Below are 16,233 nucleotides of genomic sequence, written 5' to 3'. Positions count from 1 at the left end.
TAAGAAAAGATAACACATGAACCACTTTCTAGATATTCACACGACGAGTGCCGACGATCTTCATCAGATCATCGAAAGCGCGAAAGCCACCAAACAGGCGCGTTTGGGCCAACCCAAAGGCGCGCTTGATGCCGAGCTGCCGCTCAAAGACAAAATGGTCGCGCTGATTTTTGAAAAGCCTTCGACCCGGACCCGCGTGTCTTTTGACGTGGGTGTGCGCCAAATGGGTGGGCAGACCATGGTGCTTTCGGGCGCGGATATGCAACTGGGCCATGGCGAAACCATTGCCGACACCGCCCGCGTTTTGTCGCGCTATGTCGACATGATCATGATCCGCACCTTTGAGGAACAGACCCTGTTGGAGATGGCCGAATACGCCACTGTTCCGGTGATCAACGGGCTGACCAACCGCACCCACCCCTGTCAAATCATGGCCGACATCCTCACATTCGAGGAACATAACGGCCCGATCAAAGGCAAAAAGGTGGTGTGGTGTGGCGATGGCAACAATGTTTGCGCCTCGTTCATTCATGCCGCCGGTCAGTTTGGGTTTGATTTCACCTTTGCCGGGCCAGAGCCGCTTGATCCCGAAATGGGCTTTATCAAAGAGGCGCGCGCCAAAGGGTCAAAGATCGAGATCGTGCGTGACGCGGAAGAGGCTGTCAAAGGTGCCGATCTTGTGGTCACCGACACCTGGGTGTCGATGCATGATCCGCAATCGGCGCGGGAGCGGCGGCACAATCAACTGCGCCCTTACCGGGTCGATCGCAAGCTGATGTCACATGCCAACCCCGATGCGCTGTTCATGCACTGCCTGCCCGCGCACCGCGGTGATGAGGTGAGCAATAACGTGATGGACGGGCCGCAATCGGTGATTTTCGACGAGGCGGAAAACCGGCTTCACGCGCAAAAGGCGATCATGCGCTGGTGTGTCGGGTTCTAACCGACGTCAGGCTTTGCCAAAGAAAACGCGCCCGAGGACACTCTGGGCGCGTTTTGGGTCTGGTCCGGCTCAGTTTGTGGCCGGCTCAGTTTGTGAAATGCGACAGGACAAAAAACACCGCCGCAGAGAGGATCGCCGAGGCCGGGACGGTGATGATCCAAGCCGCGACAATGGTCATGAAATGGCTGCGACGCACCAGTTTGCGCCGTCTCCGCTCTTCATCTGCCACGCGCACCGCCTCTTTGACCACAGTCTCGCGCAGACGTTTATCATGATACCATTCACGAAAGAACCCAACGCCAAACACCGCGCCCACGGCGATATGGGTGGAGGACACGGGCAGGCCCAGCCAACTGGCGACAATCACCGTGATCGCGGCAGAGAGCGCGACGCAAAAGGCGCGCATCGGGTTGAGCTTGGTGATCTGCGAGCCGACCATTTTGATCAGCTTCGGCCCAAACAGCACCAGACCAAAAGAAATCCCAAGCGCCCCGATCACCATCACCCAATGGGGGATATTGACCTTGCCGGCGAACTCGCCAAAGGCGTTGGCATGCACGATGGCCGCCAGCGGGCCGACCGCATTGGCCACATCATTGGCGCCATGGGCAAAGGACAAAAGTGCTGCCGAGATCACCAAAGGCAGGGCAAACATCGCCTTCAATGATTTGTTGCGGTTTTCAAGCCCCTCGGATTGACGGCGCACCAAAGGCGCGGAAATCACATAGGACAATCCGCCAATCGCCGCACCAATCAAGAGCGCGGTTGTCAGGTCAATACTGATCAGTTTCTTAAGGCCTTTGATCGCCAAATAGGTCGCAAACGCGCCCATCATGATGCCGATCAGAACCGGAACCCAACGGCGCGCCGCTGCGATTTTGTCATCTTGGTACATGATCTGCGCCTTGATGAACCACAAGAATCCGGCGGCAATCACCCCGCCCAACAGTGGTGAAACCACCCAAGAGGCGGCGATCAGCCCCATCGAGGCCCAGTTGACCGAGGCAAAGCCCGCCGCCGTGATGCCCGCGCCCATGACACCGCCGACAACGGCATGGGTGGTGGAGACCGGCGCGCCGATCCATGTGGCCAAATTGACCCAAAGCGCAGAGGACAAAAGCGCCGCGAGCATGGCCCAGATGAACACTTGGGTGTTTGCCATGGCGGATGGGTCGATGATCCCCTTTGAGATCGTCGAGACGACATCGCCCCCCGCCAGCAACGCCCCCGCACTTTCACAAAGTGCGGCAATCACAATCGCGCCGCCCATGGTCAATGCGTTCGCACCCACCGCAGGGCCCATATTGTTGGCCACGTCATTGGCGCCAATATTGATCGCCATATAAGCGCCCAAAGCCGCCGCAGCGATCACCAAGGCCGATCCCGGTTGCCCGCCAAACACCACAGCCGCGCCAAGCCCCGCCACGATGATAAAGGCCAGCGCCACGCCCAAGCCCACCATTGGTCGCCCGATGTAGAGCGTGGCATGTTCAAGTTGGCTGATGCGGTTGAGATCTTTGTCCAGTGTGGTCCACTGTTTGCCGTCTTGGTCACTCATGCTGATCCCTCATGGCTTTCCCTCCCTGAGGGCTGTCATAAAATTGTTACAAGCGGCGCAGCGCTACCGCGCCCGCCGCCCTATTTCAAGGGTTTCGTGACAAAGTGAGGGATGCAAACGGGAACCTGTGGCCACAGGCCTGTCTTGGCCTTGAGGTACAAGCCTGCGCCGGGCTGCCTTAAAACGCGCGCAGCAAGTCCTGAAGTTCGGGTTCGTCCACCAGCATGGCCGCCTGTTCAGGCGACATCCAACTGCGTTTGCGCTCATGGCATTCAGGGAATTTATTCGCCAAACGCGCCACTTCGATCGGGTAGACCGAGGCCTCGATCGGGGCGGGGACACCGTTGGAAAGGCGTTTGACATAGTGGTAGAGACCAAGTGGCTGACGCTTGATCTTGCCGGGTTTGACCCCGGCCTCTTCCCAGGCCTCCTGCGCCGCCGTGTCCGCGCCGTCCAATCCCTCAATCGGCCAACCCTTGGGGATGATCCAACGGCCAGTGTCGCGCGAGGTGATCAAAAGCACCTCTTTGCCTTTCTTACCCTTACGCCAACACAATGCCGCCGCCTGAACCCGGTCCGGGCGGCGCAAAAGGGGGTCCAAGACCCCTATCAGAGCGGATTTGAAGAGCATAACCATCGGTGAGAAACGTGCCTGTGTTTTTGTTTGTTGTATATACATAGAGGAAGGCGCACAGGATTTCAAGTTTTCTTGAAAAATGTCTTGTTCCTGAATGATAGCGCTATATCTGAAAGGGGAGCCGGGCGGCTTGAGGTTCTGAAACCCCACGCATCTGTGCCCTTGCCACATTCTCGAACGTCAAAAGGACCTTATCATGTCACACGCGCGCATCGGCCTCGTTGGCCTTGGCGTCATGGGTGCAAACCTGTCGCTCAACATTGCCGATCACGGCTTTCCCATCGCTGTTTACAATCGCACCGGCTCGGTCACCGATGCGTTTGTGGCCTCTGCGGGCGATTTGGCCGAGCGGCTTGTGCCGGCGCAGACCTATGAGGACTTCGTGGCCTCTCTGTCCAAGCCGCGTGCGATCATCATCATGGTCAAGGCGGGCGGGCCCGTGGATGCAGTGATCGCAGATCTGGTGCCGCTGCTCGATGAGGGCGATATGATCATTGATGCAGGCAACGCCAATTTTCACGACACGCGCCGTCGCGAGGCGGCGCTGCGCGAAAAGGGTTTGAACTTTATCGGCATGGGCGTGTCGGGCGGCGAAGAAGGGGCGCGTCATGGGCCGTCGATCATGGTCGGCGGCAACAAAGCCTCCTATGAGGTCATCCGCGACATCATCGAAGCGATTTCTGCCAAACATGACGGCCAACCCTGTGCGGCACATTTTGGCCCTGATGGGGCCGGGCATTTCGTCAAAACCGTCCACAACGGGATTGAATACGCCGATATGCAAATGATTGCCGAGGTCTACGGGGTGTTGCGCGATGGGGCAGGGCGCACCCCATCCGAGATCGGCGCACTGTTTGAAGCCTGGGACAAAGGCCCGCTCAAATCCTATCTGGTCGAAATTTCCGGTAAGGTGCTTCAGACCTCTGACCCCAAAACCGGCCAGCCAATGGTTGATGTGATCGTCGATATGGCGGGCCAAAAAGGCACCGGGCGTTGGACCGCGATTGAGGCAATCACTCTGGGCCAATCGCCCTCCACCATCGAGGCTGCGGTGGCCGCGCGGTCGTGGTCTTCGGAAAAAGCCACGCGCGAGGCGGGGCAGGCGCTGTTTGGCGATGATGCGGTTGAAACTATGCCGATGCCCTCCGATGCCACGCTTGAAAAAGCGCTCTTGGCGGCAAAACTCATTGCTTATGATCAGGGCTTCAAAATCCTCATTGCCGCCTCCGCGACCTATGATTGGGGCATTGACCTTGCCGCCTCCGCCGAAGTGTGGCGCGAAGGCTGTATCATCCGCTCGGCCTTGCTTGATGATATGGCGCAAGCGATCCGCGAGGGTCTGCCCCATGATCAACTGATCTTTGCCCCGACCTTTGCCGATATGATCCGCGAGGGCGCGCCCGCGCTGCGCCGTGTGGTCGCCTATGCTGCGCTCAAAGGGCTGCCGATCCCGGCCTTTGCCAATGCCTTGGCCTATTTCGACACCATGCGTCAGGGCCGTGGCACCACCGATTTGGTCCAGGCACAGCGGGATTTCTTTGGCGCGCACGGGTTTGAGCGGGTCGATGGTGGCACAGGGCAACACGGGCCATGGGCCGGAACCGTGTCCCACAGTTGAGAACCGTGTCCCACAGTTGAGGCGCACGGGGGGGCGGTAAATTTAAGCATCCAAAGCGGCCTGTCCGACACAGCGCCCGCGCTAAATCCGCCTCTCTTCATGCCAGCTCTTGCAAGGGACTGGGATTTCGTGATTTTCAGGGTCTGATCCCGTCAAGGCCTCTGATCAAGCCACGGCGGCCCACAACAAGGCAAGTGGCACATGAGTTTCGTCGTCTTCATCAATGGGCTGGTGATGGTGTTTTTCGCCGCTCTCATGGGCGTCGTGGCGCTGCTCTTTCCTGATACCTCAAATCTGTTTGTAGTACCCGCCCTGTTGTTTGGCTTTCTCGGCGGGGCGCTTGCCCTGGCCTCTTCGCCGGACGTCACCGAGCTGCGGCCGCTGCACACGTTTTTGATGACGTCATCGGTCTGGATGGTCGCCGCTTTGTGTGGCGCAGGCCCGCTTTACCTGTTCGATCTGTCCTTTGTGGATGCGTTTTTCGAGGCCATGTCGGGCATCACCACCACCGGCTCCACCGTCATGTCGGGTCTCGATGACACGCCGAGGGGCATCATCTTGTGGCGCGCCATGCTTCAGGCCGTTGGCGGTGTCGGCTTTATCGTCACCGGCATCGCGCTTTTGCCGATCCTGAAAGTTGGCGGGATGCAATTGTTTCGCTCTGAAAGCTCGGAACAAGGCGGCAAAGAACTGCGCAATGCGACGATGTTTGCCTCTGCGACGCTGCAAATCTATTTCGCTTTGATTTTCCTTTGCGGCTTGCTCTACATGATCGGCGGCATGTCTCCCTTTGACGCGGCCACCCATGCGATGACCACGCTCTCCACCGGCGGCTATTCCGGCTATGATGCGTCTTTCGGCCATTTCGACAGCGCCTTCCTGCAATGGGTGTGCACCGCGTTCATGCTCGCGGGGGCTTTGCCTTTTGCTTGGTATATCAGAGGGGTTCGACGCGGCGTTTGGCAGTCCGAACAGGTTTCTGCCATGTTGACGACCCTTGCGTTGACCATATCCTGCCTCGCGCTTTGGCTCATGATGGTGCGGGGCGAAACCTTGTTTGATGCACTCCGTCTTGTCGCTTTTAATGTCGTCTCCATCGTCACCACCACCGGCTACGCCACCACGGATTATACGCTTTGGGGGCCTTTTGCCGTTGCCGCCTTTTTCGTTTTGACCGCCGTGGGCGGGGCCACAGGGTCCACCGCAGGCGGGGCCAAGGCGATGCGCTGGTTGGTGGCGGGGCGGGCGTTGATTGCGCAGATCCGCAAAAGCTACGCGCCGCATCGGGTCACTTTTGTCAAATACGAAGGCCGCCCTGTGGCGCCCGATGCGCTTTCTGGTGTGATTGCGTTTTTCGTGCTTTATTCTGCCACGTTTGGCGTGATGGCGAGCCTGTTGGGCTTTTTCGGCCAAGACATGACCACCGCCATTTCAGGCTCGCTGACGGCCTTGGCCAATGTTGGTCCGGGGGTGGGCGATGTCATTGGCCCGGCGGGCAATTTCGCCTCGCTCAACGCGCCCTCGAAATTGGTTTTGACCTTTGGCATGTATTTGGGACGGCTGGAATTGGCCACGGTCTACGCCCTGTTCGCGCCGTTGTTTTGGCGCGAACTGGTGTCATCCCGGTAAGGATCAACCGACCCTGAAAGGGTCACAGCGCCAACAGCACGATTCCATCCTTGATTTTGATCTCGAATGTGGCTGTCTGACCAACATCCGCGCCTTGGGCCGCGCCTGTCTCAAGCGAGATCACCCAGTTGTGAAGAGGGCAGGTGACACAGCCGTCATGTACGATCCCTTGGCTCAGGGGGCCGTTTTTGTGCGGGCATTTGTCTTCGAGGGCAAAGACCTGATCCTGCGAGGTGCGAAACACCGCGATGCTCATATCGCCGTTTTTGACACAGCGCGCGCCTTGGCGCGGAATCTCGGTGAGCGGGCCGATGCTGACCCAGGTTTTGGCCTGCACGTTCATTCCGCCGCCTCCAGTTTTCTGATGTTGATCGGGTTGAATTCATGCGCATCTTTGCCGCTGACAAATTCGGCCCATGGGTCCACTTGCGCGAAACTTTGGGCATAGGCAAAGCGTGCATTGTAGGCTTTGCGTTGGTCCAGATCGTCCAAAATCACCTCGCGGATGTGGTCATAGCCCAGCCGATCCGCCCATTTGTAAATCCGTTCCAAATAGAATCCGGTTTCACGGTAATATTGCGTCAATGCGCCGACGACTTCGATCACATCCTCTTCACTCGGCACAGTGCCGAGTTTGGTCGTGCCTTGGATGTGAAGCCCGGCGGCCCCGCCATAAAGCACCTCATAGCCGCTATCGACACAGACGATGCCGATGTCCTTACAGGTGCTTTCCGCACAGTTGCGCGGGCATCCTGACACGGCGAGTTTGAGTTTTGCCGGCGTCCATGCGCCCCAGAGATAGTGCTCAAGTTTGATGCCCAAACCCGTCGAATCTTGGGTGCCAAAGCGACACCAATCGGAACCGACACAGGTTTTCACCGTGCGCAGGCCCTTGGCATAAGCCGCCCCGGAGATCATTCCCGCAGCGTTGAGATCGGCCCAGACCGGGATCAAATCCTCTTTTTTGACGCCCAAAAGGTCGATCCTTTGCCCGCCTGTGACTTTGACGGTCGGGATCTCATATTTGTCCGCCACATCGGCAATCGCGCGCAGCTCGTCCGGCGTGGTGATGCCGCCAAACATCCGGGGCACGACCGAATAGGTGCCGTCCTTTTGGATGTTGGCGTGGACGCGTTCGTTGATGAACCGCGACTGTTGATCGTCAACATAGACGCCCGGCCAATCGGCCACGAGGTAATAATTCAACGCCGGGCGGCATTTGGCACAGCCCTCCGGTGTGGTCCATTCCAGCGCCTGCATCACCGCCGGGATGGATTTGAGGCCCTTGGCTTTGATCAAGCGGCGGACATGGCCGTGGCTGTGGGGGGTGCAGGGGCACATGCCCTCGGAGGCAGGCAATTGAAACGCATCGCCCAAGGTGAGCGCCATGACATTTTCAACCAATCCGGTGCAGGTGCCGCAAGACGCCGAGGCTTTGGTATGGGCGCGCACATCCGCGAGGGTGGTCAAGCCTTTGGCTTGGATCGCGGCCATGATTGTGCCTTTGGTGATGCCATTACAGCCGCAAATTTCCGCATCATCCGCGAGGTTCGCCACCGCCGCCAAAGGGTCAGCCCCCGCGCCGCCCTGATAGGCCTGGCCAAAGATCAAAGTCTCGCGCATCTCGGAGATGTCTTCGCCGGATTTCAGCAACTCGTTGTACCAACCACCATCCGCGACATCGCCATAAAGCACGGCGCCGATGATCTTATTGTCCTTGAGGATCACACGCTTATACGTCCCGCGCATCGCGTCCCGCAGCACAATGTCTTCGCGCCCGTCGCCCTCGGCAAAATCGCCAACTGAGTAGAGATCACAGCCCGTGACTTTCAGTTTCGTCGGCGTTTCGGCATGGGCAAAGGCCATCTCTGAAGCGCCCGCCAAATGATCCGCCGCCACTTTCGCCATGCGGTAAAGCGGTGCGACCAGGCCATAGACCAAGCCACCGACCTCAACACATTCCCCGACCGAATAGATGTTTGGGTCGGATGTTTTCATCGTTGCATCGGTGACAATGCCGCGGTTGATCTCAAGCCCGGCCTCCTGTGCCAATTGCACATTCGGGCGGATGCCGACAGCCATGACCACGAGCGAGGCGTCAATCACCCGGCCATCGGCCAGTTCCACGCCCTCGACCCGGTCTTTGCCCAAAATCTGTTTGGTGTTGGCCTCGCACAGCACCTCGATCCCACGGCCCTCAAGTTCGCGTTGCAACAGGTAGCCCGCCGCCGTGTCGAGTTGGCGTTCCATCAGCGTTGGCATCAGGTGGATGACCGTCACTTCCATGCCGCGCTGTTTCAAACCCGCCGCCGCTTCCAGCCCCAAAAGCCCGCCGCCGATCACCACGGCGCGACCGCCTTTGTCGGAGGCGTCGATCATCGCGCCGGTGTCGTCCAAGTCGCGATAGGCCAAAACGCCGGGCAGATCATGACCCGGCAAAGGGATGATAAACGGGTTCGACCCGGTGGCGATCACCAGCTTGTCATAGGCCACCTCGCGCCCGGCCTCAGAGAGGACCTTGCGCTCGTTGCGGTGAATTTCGGTGATCTTTTCGCCCTGATGAAGCGTGATCCCGTGTTCCTCATACCAGCCTTCGCCATGGATGATGATATCGGCATAGGTCTTTTCGCCCGACAGAACCGGCGAGAGCATGATCCGGTCATAATTCACGCGCGGCTCGGCGTTGAAAATCGTCACGTCATAGGCGTCTGTCACCTCAAACAGATGTTCCAACATCCGTCCGGGGGCCATCCCATTTCCAACGATCACAAGGTGTTTCTTTGACATAATGGCACTCCATCTCAGAACGCGGGTCGCATCATGCGAGCCCAGTTTCGTTTCGGTGAGAATGCAGCGCCATTGCCGCGCGTCCCGGTCTTTGGGACAAAAGGTCGGATCGCCACTCTGCGATCGCCTGTGAATCAGCTTCACGTCTTGCTTTTGAGCGGGGCTGTTGAATTAGGCAATTCAGAACCCAAAGATTTGCCAGAGTTTTGGGTTAAAATTATAGAGTGCCCGGATTTTCAGCACCAAATCCGGGCGCATGTGCTGTCTCGCTTAGAAATGATGCAGTGCAGCAAAGGCGGGGGCGCCTAAGTTCCGCGCCGTTTTGCCCGCAGAGTCGGATCGGCTTCGGTCGGGTCTTCGGGCCAGGGGTGGCGCGGATATTGCCCGCGCATATCCTTGCGCACATCGGCGTAGGAGCTTTTCCAAAACCCCGGCAAATCCATTGTGACCTGCACCGGACGATGCGCCGGCGAGGTTAAAACCACCTTGAGCGGCACGCGGTTTGGCCCGACCGTGGGATGGGTGGTGGTGCCAAAAAACTCCTGAATACGGCCCGTCACCTCGGGGTGTTCGCCGGAATAATCAATCGGCAATTTGCGTCCGACCGGGCTGACAAACTGTCCGGGCACCTCGGCATCCAGCCGCTGCATCTGGCCCCAATCCAACATCGCGCGGAGCGCCTCGGTGATGTCGAGCGCGCGCAATTGAGCTTCCGTGCGGGCACCTTTCAGATGTGGCAAAAGCCATGTCTCAAGGCTTTGCATCAACGCCGCCTCAGAGAGGTCGGGGAACGTATCGCCCATCAACCGCACCCGCGCGGCAAAGCGTTTGGCGGCGTCACTCCATGGCAATCCGATCTGGCGCAACCCGTCGAGCGCACCGCGGGCCATCGCCTCAGGCGGGGCCTCTTTCCACTGACGATCCTCCAAAAGGAGCGCGCCAAAACACTCCTGTTTGCGCGCCACCACCCGTTTTTCGCGCTTGTCCCATTGGCATATCTCGCGCCACATGATTTGATCGCCGTACAGCGCGCGCAGCTCCGCCTCGGTGATCTCCACCGCTTGCCGGATTTTCGCCTCACGCGGCGCGCCGTCTGTGTCGGTGACGACGATCAACCGGACGCCGGCCATCTGATCGCCATCGTCCATCACAGCGCCCTTGCCGCCCGACAGGATATAGCGGGCCTGATCGCCCTTGCGGCGCAGACCGATCCGGTCTGGGTAGGCGGTAGCGGCCATTTCGCCCAAGCTCATTTTCGGGCCTTCACTCGCGCCCGTACGCAGCCGCTTGGCCTCTTGTTTCACCCGTTCGATCACACCCCGATCCACTGTGCCAGACGTCGCCTGTCCCGGCGCATGAAGCGCGCGGATGCGCAATGCCAAATCGACGCCTGCCCCACGCAGGGGATCGCGTTCGTTCAACAAAGCCGCCAAATCCGCCGCCTGTGCTCCGGATAATTGCAGCATATGTGCAAGTCTTGGGTGCAGCGGTTTGGTGGCCAAGGCCTTGCCATGGGCGGTGATCCGGCCTGTCGCGTCTAAAGCGCCAAGCCCGTGCAACAGCGCGCGCGCCTCTGTCAAAGGTCCGGGTGGGGGCGGCGTCAAAAAGGATAACTCAGACTCGGACGCGCCCCAAAGGGCCAATTCCAAAGCCAGTCCGGTGAGGTCCGCCGTTTCAATTTCGGCGGGGGCAAAGGCGGGCATCGCGCCCTCTTCGCCCTTGGTCCAAAGCCGGAAACACACGCCTTCGGCAACCCGACCGGCGCGGCCCCGACGTTGTTCGGCCTCGGCTTTGGAGGCGCGTTCGGTGATCAGCCGCGACATGCCCGAGGCCGGGTCAAACCGCGCCCGCCGTGCCCGGCCTGCGTCCACGACAATGCGCACATCCTCGATGGTCAAAGAGGTCTCGGCGATGGAGGTGGCCAGCACGATCTTGCGCCCCGTCGCGCAGGGCGCAATTGCCGCGCGCTGATCCGCGAATTTCATCGCGCCAAACAGCGGCCGGACTGCGCAATCGGCGGGCACACGACCGGTGAGCCGCGCTTCAACCCGGCGGATTTCGCTTTCGCCCGGCAAAAACACCAAGGCCGATCCGGCCTCTTGGGTGACCGCCTCGATCACCAAATCCGCCATCGCCTCTTCAAACCGACGGGCTTTGGGTGTTGGGGTCGCAAGCCAGCGGGTGTCGACCGGAAAGGCCCGGCCTTCGGAGCGGATCACCGGGGCATTGTCCAAAAGCGCCGCCACCGGGTCGGCGTCCAACGTGGCCGACATCACGATCACCACAAGATCGTCGCGCAACACCTGACGTAGCTCCCAAGTCAGCGCCAAGCCCAGATCGGCATTGAGCGAGCGTTCGTGATATTCATCAAAAATCACCGCACCAACGCCAGTCAACTCCGGGTCGCTTTGCAACATCCGGGTGAGAATGCCTTCGGTGACGACTTCGATCCGGGTGGATTTCGACAGTTTGGTGTCACCGCGCATCCGGTAACCAACCGTTTGGCCCACGACTTCGCCCAGTGTTTGTGCCATGCGTTCGGCGGCAGAGCGCGCCGCCAATCGACGCGGTTCCAACATCACGATCCGCCCCGTGACATGTGGCAAAAGCGCCAAGGGCACGCGGGTGGTTTTGCCGGCACCGGGCGGGGCCATCAACACCGCGCGGCCTGTGTCGCGAATGGCACAGATCAGTGCCTCAAGCACATCATCAATCGGGAGTTTCTGTTCAAACATGGTCCCGTTATGAGCCAAAGCAGGGCGGGCGAAAAGAGGGGCTGCGCCTGAGGGAGGGCCTTATTGACGGGTGAGCGTCGCCGGACCCCAAAGCGTGTCGACTTTGGCCTCGACCAAATGCGACCTTCCCTCTACCCCTGTAAAGCGCAGCGTGAGTGGAAAGCTTGCGCGTTCGCGCATTTCGGCGTCAGAATAGCCCGCGACACGGCGGTAGTTGCCCGAACACTGGCCTTCGCGCATCGGCCCAAGGGTCAAAAGGCTGCGCCGTCGTCCGTCAAAGACGGGAATGTTCTTATTGCATGGCGCGGGGCCTGAGCGCAGCACGGTATAAAGCGCGGTGAGGGGGTCGACGGTGCCACGTTGATCTTCGAGCGCGATCAAAAGTGGTGAGGTTGACGTGTCGCCAAGCACCTGCGGCAGACCGGCGTCATACTGTAAACGGGTGAGGCTTTGGCGGCGGCCTGTGTCGACGTTCTCTTCATATTTGCGCGGAATGAGGGATGTTCCAAGGCGGGTGCCTTGGGCGTGGGCATCAAAACGGATACCCACCAAAATGCCGACCAGCCCTGTGTCCTGAAACTGTGCACGCACCGCATAGGTTTGATCCGTTTCACTGGCGGCCACGCCCAAATGGCCCACTTTGAGGGCGCCGAGGCGGATGTCAAACCGCATTTGCGTGTCCTCGGCCATCAGCGGCAGGGATGTGAGCGCAAACACCAAAGACACCTTGGCAAGGGCGCGTGAACAGTGGCGAAAAATCGGGAAAATCTGGAACATATGGGGCACTCTTACAGACCGGACAGGTACAGGCCGGACAGGGGTGGACATCGCCCCGATGGACGGGGCAAAACGAAAGGCGACACGCGCTTAATCTGCCGGAAGACTGTAATGGATATAAAACAACTTGCTGACGGGGTGGTTTCGGGCAACCGCCGGGCTTTGGCCCGTGCCATCACTTTGGTTGAATCTGCCCGTGCCGATCACCGCGCGCAGGCGATTTTACTGATGGAAGAGGTCGGTAAATCCGGGCGTCAGGCGCTTCGGCTTGGATTGTCGGGGACACCGGGGGTGGGCAAATCCACCTTTATCGAAAGTTTTGGTATGATGATGATCCGGGAAGGCAAAAAGGTTGCCGTCCTGGCCGTGGACCCGTCTTCGGCGCGCTCAGGCGGGTCGATTTTGGGCGACAAAACCCGGATGGAGGAATTGTCGCGCGAACCAAACGCCTTTATCCGACCCTCGCCGTCGCAAACCGAATTGGGCGGTGTGGCGCGGCGCACCCGCGAGGCGGTCACTTTGTGCGAGGCGGCGGGCTATGATTTGATCCTGATCGAAACCGTGGGGGTCGGGCAGTCCGAGACCGTTGTCTCCGAGATGTCTGATCTGTTCTTGCTCTTGCTCGCGCCCGGAGGCGGCGATGAGCTTCAGGGCGTCAAGCGCGGCATTATGGAAATGGCCGATCTTATTTTGGTGAACAAGGCCGATGGTGATCTCAAACCTGCGGCCAACCGCACCTGTGCCGATTACGCAGGCGCATTGCGCCTGTTGCGCAAGCGGCCGCAAGATCCGGAAGGCTTCCCCAAGGCGATGACCGTCTCAGCGCTTCAGGTTGATGGTCTGAAAGAGGCGTGGGACGAAATCCAAAACCTCACCGAGTGGCGGCGCGAGACCGGGCATTTTGACCGGCGACGTGCCGAGCAGGCCGAATATTGGTTTGGTCAGGAAATCCGTCAGGGGCTTTTGGCGCAGTTGCAAAAAGAGCCGCTCAAATCCATGATCTCCGATCTGGCCAAACAGGTCGCTGCGGGGCAGTTGACGCCGGGCCATGCGGCGGCGGATGTTTTGAACGCGCTTCAGCACGGCTAAGGTGCATTCCCCACGGCCCATCTCCGTTGTGGGGCTTGACGATTCCCTGATGATCGCCTATGCACCGCGAACTGAATTTCGGGCGCTTCCCTCGGGCGGTGCCTTTTTCTGTCTAGAAACGGATATCTGTGACAGTTTCATGTGATTTCGGGGTTGCACCTTGGACACTTGAGCGTCAAAGAGAGCGCGAACAAGACAGAACTGAGTCTTAAGAAGTGCGGGGCGGGTGACGCTTTCGCCAGTGAAACGAGGATAAACCCATGTCGCGTCGTTGCGAACTGACCGGTAAAGGCCCGATGTCTGGCAACAATGTCAGCCACGCCAAAAACAGAACCCGCCGCCGTTTTCTTCCGAATCTCAACGAAATGTCGCTGATTTCGGAAACGCTCGGCCGCTCGTTCAAGCTGCGGATTTCTGCGGCGGCTCTGCGCACCGTTGACCACCGTGGTGGTCTGGACGCTTTCCTGGCGAAAGCCAAGGACGAAGAGCTGTCCGATAGCGCGCTGAAAATCAAAAAAGAAATCAAAAAAGCTCAAGCCACCGCTTAAGATTTTTTGATTGAGATGGTGAAACCCTCGAATGGCCTGGCGCTTTCGGGGGTTTTTCTATGAGCGATTGACAAGGGGTCGCAGGCTCTGGCCTGATGCCCTATGGCTTGGGTTTTGAGACAAACGATCCGGTGGTGGGCCATACCCCGCTGGGCTGGGCGGTTTATGTGCGTCGCGGCCACTGTTGTGCTGGCGGTCACTTTGGGGATCGCGCGCGCTGCGCCATTGGATGATCCGTTTTGTGCCTTGGCCCCCGGCGACGCGGATGACGTCCGCCTCTGCGCCAATTACCCCTTTGATTTGACATCTTTTTCCTCAAGTCTGGAATATATGGTGGTGAACAAGGCGGTGCAGACACCGTTTGATATGTTCGCTTGGCGCGCCTTCACGGCCTTGAATTGGCGTGATGTTGCGCCTTCGGAACCCGCTCCCGATGCCTGGCAATCCATGCCACGAAAAGACGCGGTGATCGGTCAAGATATGGCCGCAGCCTGTCGTGGTTCAGGCGACACGTCCGGCCCGTTGGTTTTGAGCGATCTGGTACAAGCGGATGGGGCCGCCGTGATTGACCAAAACGGCAATCCGTTGGTGTATGAAACGCGGATCAATGCCCCTGCCGCCGCCTATGTTGCGGGGTTGACCTCGCAGGATGCCAATTTCCCGAGGGGGCAGAGCGCCGAGGCCCCGCCCAGCGTTCATGTCAAAACCGCGTGGATGTGGCTGGATCACGACGATCCCCGATTTGTCACCGAACGCGGGGTTGTGCGGGTTCCGGCGGAGCAGAGCCTTTCGGGTCAACCTCTGTGCCTTGAGGGGCTGTTTGGCATGGTCGGGATGCATATTGTCACCAAGGTCGGGTCCGGCAATGGCGACGAGTGGCTCTGGGCCACGTTTGAGCATCAAGACACGGCACCGCTCTCTCCGGTCGCGCGCCGGATCAATTCGATTTATTCCAATGACCTGTTTCCAAATGGCTGTCCCGCCCCGGAGACGGCGCAATCGTATCTTTTGTTTGATCCGTCTTGCCCGAGCTGCGCCACCAATGCGCCGCCGCCCACGCCGCTTTGGTCACAGGCCCCGCCCTTTGCCCGTGCCAGGGATGGGAGCCCCCTTGCGCCCAGTCGGATCACGCGATGTTGGCAAATCTTTGACCCGACCCAAGACACCAATGTCCGCTGGCAAGCGCGTCTGGCCGACACGCCGTTGGCGCAGTACCGTTTGATCACCAATCAATGGCGCGGCGCCAATAAAAGTCCGCTGTTTGAACATGGCGAGGTGCCGCGTTTCGTGTCCAATGTGACGATGGAAAGTTACCTGCAAGATGCGTCTGAGGGGAGTTGTCTGGGCTGTCATGCCGAAGCGCGCACACGCACGGGTGGCTTTGCCGATTTTGCCTTTTATCTCTCCGAGCTTGGCCGGTGATGGGCCGTGATGGGCGGAGGCGCGTTGCGGCAAAGCGTGTGGCGGCACGTCGCAGTGCCGCTGTCGCGCAGTGTTGCACTTGCCTTCCGGTGCGGTCCGGCTAAAGTGCCGTTCATGCGTTTGACCCGTCCCATCGCGGCCTTTGTGCTTGCCTTTTTACTGCTCGTCACGTCCCAATCCATGGCCGTGGCGCGGGGCACCATGGTTGACGCGACCGGGACGATGGTGCTGTGCACCGGCACCGGGCCGATCACCGTTTTGATGGACGAGAATGGCGAACCCATTGGGCCGCGCCACATCTGTCCCGATTGCGCGCTCAGTGTCATCGCCGGGCTGGCCGAACCTTTCGTGCTGTCTGCGCCGGACCATGCCGTGTTGCGCTTTGCGCCTGCACCTGTGGCGCACCACATGACCGCGATCTCCCTGCCCAACCGCAAGGCTCGCGATCCGCCTTTGGTCTGATCTGTTTCTCTTTCAAACACTCAGACCA

13 protein-coding genes are annotated in these 16,233 nt (G+C 59.5%); 7 read left to right on the top strand and 6 right to left on the bottom strand.

All coding sequences use genetic code 11. The annotated features are described in order from the left end of the window. The first annotated feature begins 16 nt into the window (after positions 1–16). A complete protein-coding gene (argF, locus tag BLT54_RS12925) occupies positions 17–943 on the top strand; it encodes an ornithine carbamoyltransferase (RefSeq protein WP_074645664.1) in 927 nt (308 codons plus the stop codon). An 85-nt stretch (positions 944–1,028) separates the two neighbouring features. Here the strand turns inward: argF and BLT54_RS12920 are convergent, their stop codons facing one another. Together BLT54_RS12920 and BLT54_RS12915 are read right to left on the bottom strand one after the other, a co-directional pair. Then, positions 1,029–2,501, bottom strand: coding sequence for an inorganic phosphate transporter (locus BLT54_RS12920; RefSeq protein ID WP_074645663.1), 1,473 nt, complete (start codon positions 2,499–2,501; stop codon positions 1,029–1,031). Between the two features lie 178 nt (positions 2,502–2,679). Further along, the gene (locus BLT54_RS12915) at positions 2,680–3,138 is read right to left on the bottom strand and encodes an NUDIX hydrolase (RefSeq protein WP_074645660.1); all 459 of its coding nucleotides are present in this window, start codon (positions 3,136–3,138) and stop codon (positions 2,680–2,682) included. Positions 3,139–3,334: 196 nt separating this feature from the next. On the opposite strand from BLT54_RS12915, the gene gndA reads away from it, so the two are divergent. Together gndA and BLT54_RS12905 are read left to right on the top strand one after the other, a co-directional pair. Further along, positions 3,335–4,756 (top strand): NADP-dependent phosphogluconate dehydrogenase, encoded by a 1,422-nt coding sequence (gene gndA / locus BLT54_RS12910; RefSeq protein ID WP_074645659.1) that lies wholly within the window; start codon positions 3,335–3,337, stop codon positions 4,754–4,756. 201 nt (positions 4,757–4,957) lie between these two features. Then, on the top strand, positions 4,958–6,385 hold the full coding sequence (locus tag BLT54_RS12905; RefSeq protein WP_074645657.1) for a TrkH family potassium uptake protein: 1,428 nt from the start codon (positions 4,958–4,960) through the stop codon (positions 6,383–6,385). A gap of 22 nt (positions 6,386–6,407) precedes the next feature. Here the strand turns inward: BLT54_RS12905 and nirD are convergent, their stop codons facing one another. From nirD to BLT54_RS12880, 4 genes are all read right to left on the bottom strand, one after another. Beyond that, the gene (gene nirD / locus BLT54_RS12900; protein ID WP_074645655.1) at positions 6,408–6,728 is read right to left on the bottom strand and encodes a nitrite reductase small subunit NirD; all 321 of its coding nucleotides are present in this window, start codon (positions 6,726–6,728) and stop codon (positions 6,408–6,410) included. Continuing rightward, entirely contained in the window at positions 6,725–9,172 is a 2,448-nt protein-coding gene (gene nirB / locus BLT54_RS12895) for a nitrite reductase large subunit NirB (protein ID WP_074645653.1), read from the bottom strand. Before nirB ends, nirD begins: the two co-directional genes overlap by 4 nt. Before the next feature lie 305 nt (positions 9,173–9,477). Beyond that, on the bottom strand, positions 9,478–11,907 hold the full coding sequence (gene hrpB / locus BLT54_RS12885; RefSeq protein ID WP_074645649.1) for an ATP-dependent helicase HrpB: 2,430 nt from the start codon (positions 11,905–11,907) through the stop codon (positions 9,478–9,480). Between the two features lie 60 nt (positions 11,908–11,967). Further along, positions 11,968–12,684, bottom strand: coding sequence for a DUF3108 domain-containing protein (locus tag BLT54_RS12880; RefSeq protein WP_074645647.1), 717 nt, complete (start codon positions 12,682–12,684; stop codon positions 11,968–11,970). 111 nt (positions 12,685–12,795) lie between these two features. On the opposite strand from BLT54_RS12880, the gene meaB reads away from it, so the two are divergent. From meaB to BLT54_RS12860, 4 genes are all read left to right on the top strand, one after another. Further along, positions 12,796–13,773, top strand: a complete 978-nt coding sequence (meaB, locus tag BLT54_RS12875) for a methylmalonyl Co-A mutase-associated GTPase MeaB (RefSeq protein ID WP_074645645.1) — start codon at positions 12,796–12,798, stop codon at positions 13,771–13,773. Positions 13,774–14,033: 260 nt separating this feature from the next. Next, positions 14,034–14,321, top strand: coding sequence for a 50S ribosomal protein L28 (rpmB, locus tag BLT54_RS12870; RefSeq protein ID WP_009573053.1), 288 nt, complete (start codon positions 14,034–14,036; stop codon positions 14,319–14,321). A 114-nt stretch (positions 14,322–14,435) separates the two neighbouring features. Further along, positions 14,436–15,743, top strand: a complete 1,308-nt coding sequence (locus BLT54_RS12865) for a hypothetical protein (protein WP_143026812.1) — start codon at positions 14,436–14,438, stop codon at positions 15,741–15,743. A 114-nt stretch (positions 15,744–15,857) separates the two neighbouring features. Further along, positions 15,858–16,205 (top strand): hypothetical protein, encoded by a 348-nt coding sequence (locus tag BLT54_RS12860; RefSeq protein ID WP_074645832.1) that lies wholly within the window; start codon positions 15,858–15,860, stop codon positions 16,203–16,205. The last annotated feature ends 28 nt before the right edge of the window (positions 16,206–16,233 follow it).

Origin of the sequence: Celeribacter baekdonensis (assembly GCF_900102315.1) — a bacterium.
Taxonomy (GTDB): Bacteria; Pseudomonadota; Alphaproteobacteria; order Rhodobacterales; family Rhodobacteraceae; genus Celeribacter; species Celeribacter baekdonensis.
This window is presented reverse-complemented; position numbering and strand designations above follow the sequence as displayed.

Excerpts from the sequence above, each read along its gene's own strand:
- argF (WP_074645664.1), top strand. The coding sequence starts at position 17 with ATGAACCACTTTCTAGATATTCACACGACGAGTGCCGACGATCTTCAT.
- BLT54_RS12920 (WP_074645663.1), bottom strand. The coding sequence starts at position 2,501 with ATGAGTGACCAAGACGGCAAACAGTGGACCACACTGGACAAAGATCTC.
- BLT54_RS12915 (WP_074645660.1), bottom strand. The coding sequence starts at position 3,138 with ATGGTTATGCTCTTCAAATCCGCTCTGATAGGGGTCTTGGACCCCCTT.
- gndA (WP_074645659.1), top strand. The coding sequence starts at position 3,335 with ATGTCACACGCGCGCATCGGCCTCGTTGGCCTTGGCGTCATGGGTGCA.
- BLT54_RS12905 (WP_074645657.1), top strand. The coding sequence starts at position 4,958 with ATGAGTTTCGTCGTCTTCATCAATGGGCTGGTGATGGTGTTTTTCGCC.
- nirD (WP_074645655.1), bottom strand. The coding sequence starts at position 6,728 with ATGAACGTGCAGGCCAAAACCTGGGTCAGCATCGGCCCGCTCACCGAG.
- nirB (WP_074645653.1), bottom strand. The coding sequence starts at position 9,172 with ATGTCAAAGAAACACCTTGTGATCGTTGGAAATGGGATGGCCCCCGGA.
- hrpB (WP_074645649.1), bottom strand. The coding sequence starts at position 11,907 with ATGTTTGAACAGAAACTCCCGATTGATGATGTGCTTGAGGCACTGATC.
- BLT54_RS12880 (WP_074645647.1), bottom strand. The coding sequence starts at position 12,684 with ATGTTCCAGATTTTCCCGATTTTTCGCCACTGTTCACGCGCCCTTGCC.
- meaB (WP_074645645.1), top strand. The coding sequence starts at position 12,796 with ATGGATATAAAACAACTTGCTGACGGGGTGGTTTCGGGCAACCGCCGG.
- rpmB (WP_009573053.1), top strand. The coding sequence starts at position 14,034 with ATGTCGCGTCGTTGCGAACTGACCGGTAAAGGCCCGATGTCTGGCAAC.
- BLT54_RS12860 (WP_074645832.1), top strand. The coding sequence starts at position 15,858 with ATGCGTTTGACCCGTCCCATCGCGGCCTTTGTGCTTGCCTTTTTACTG.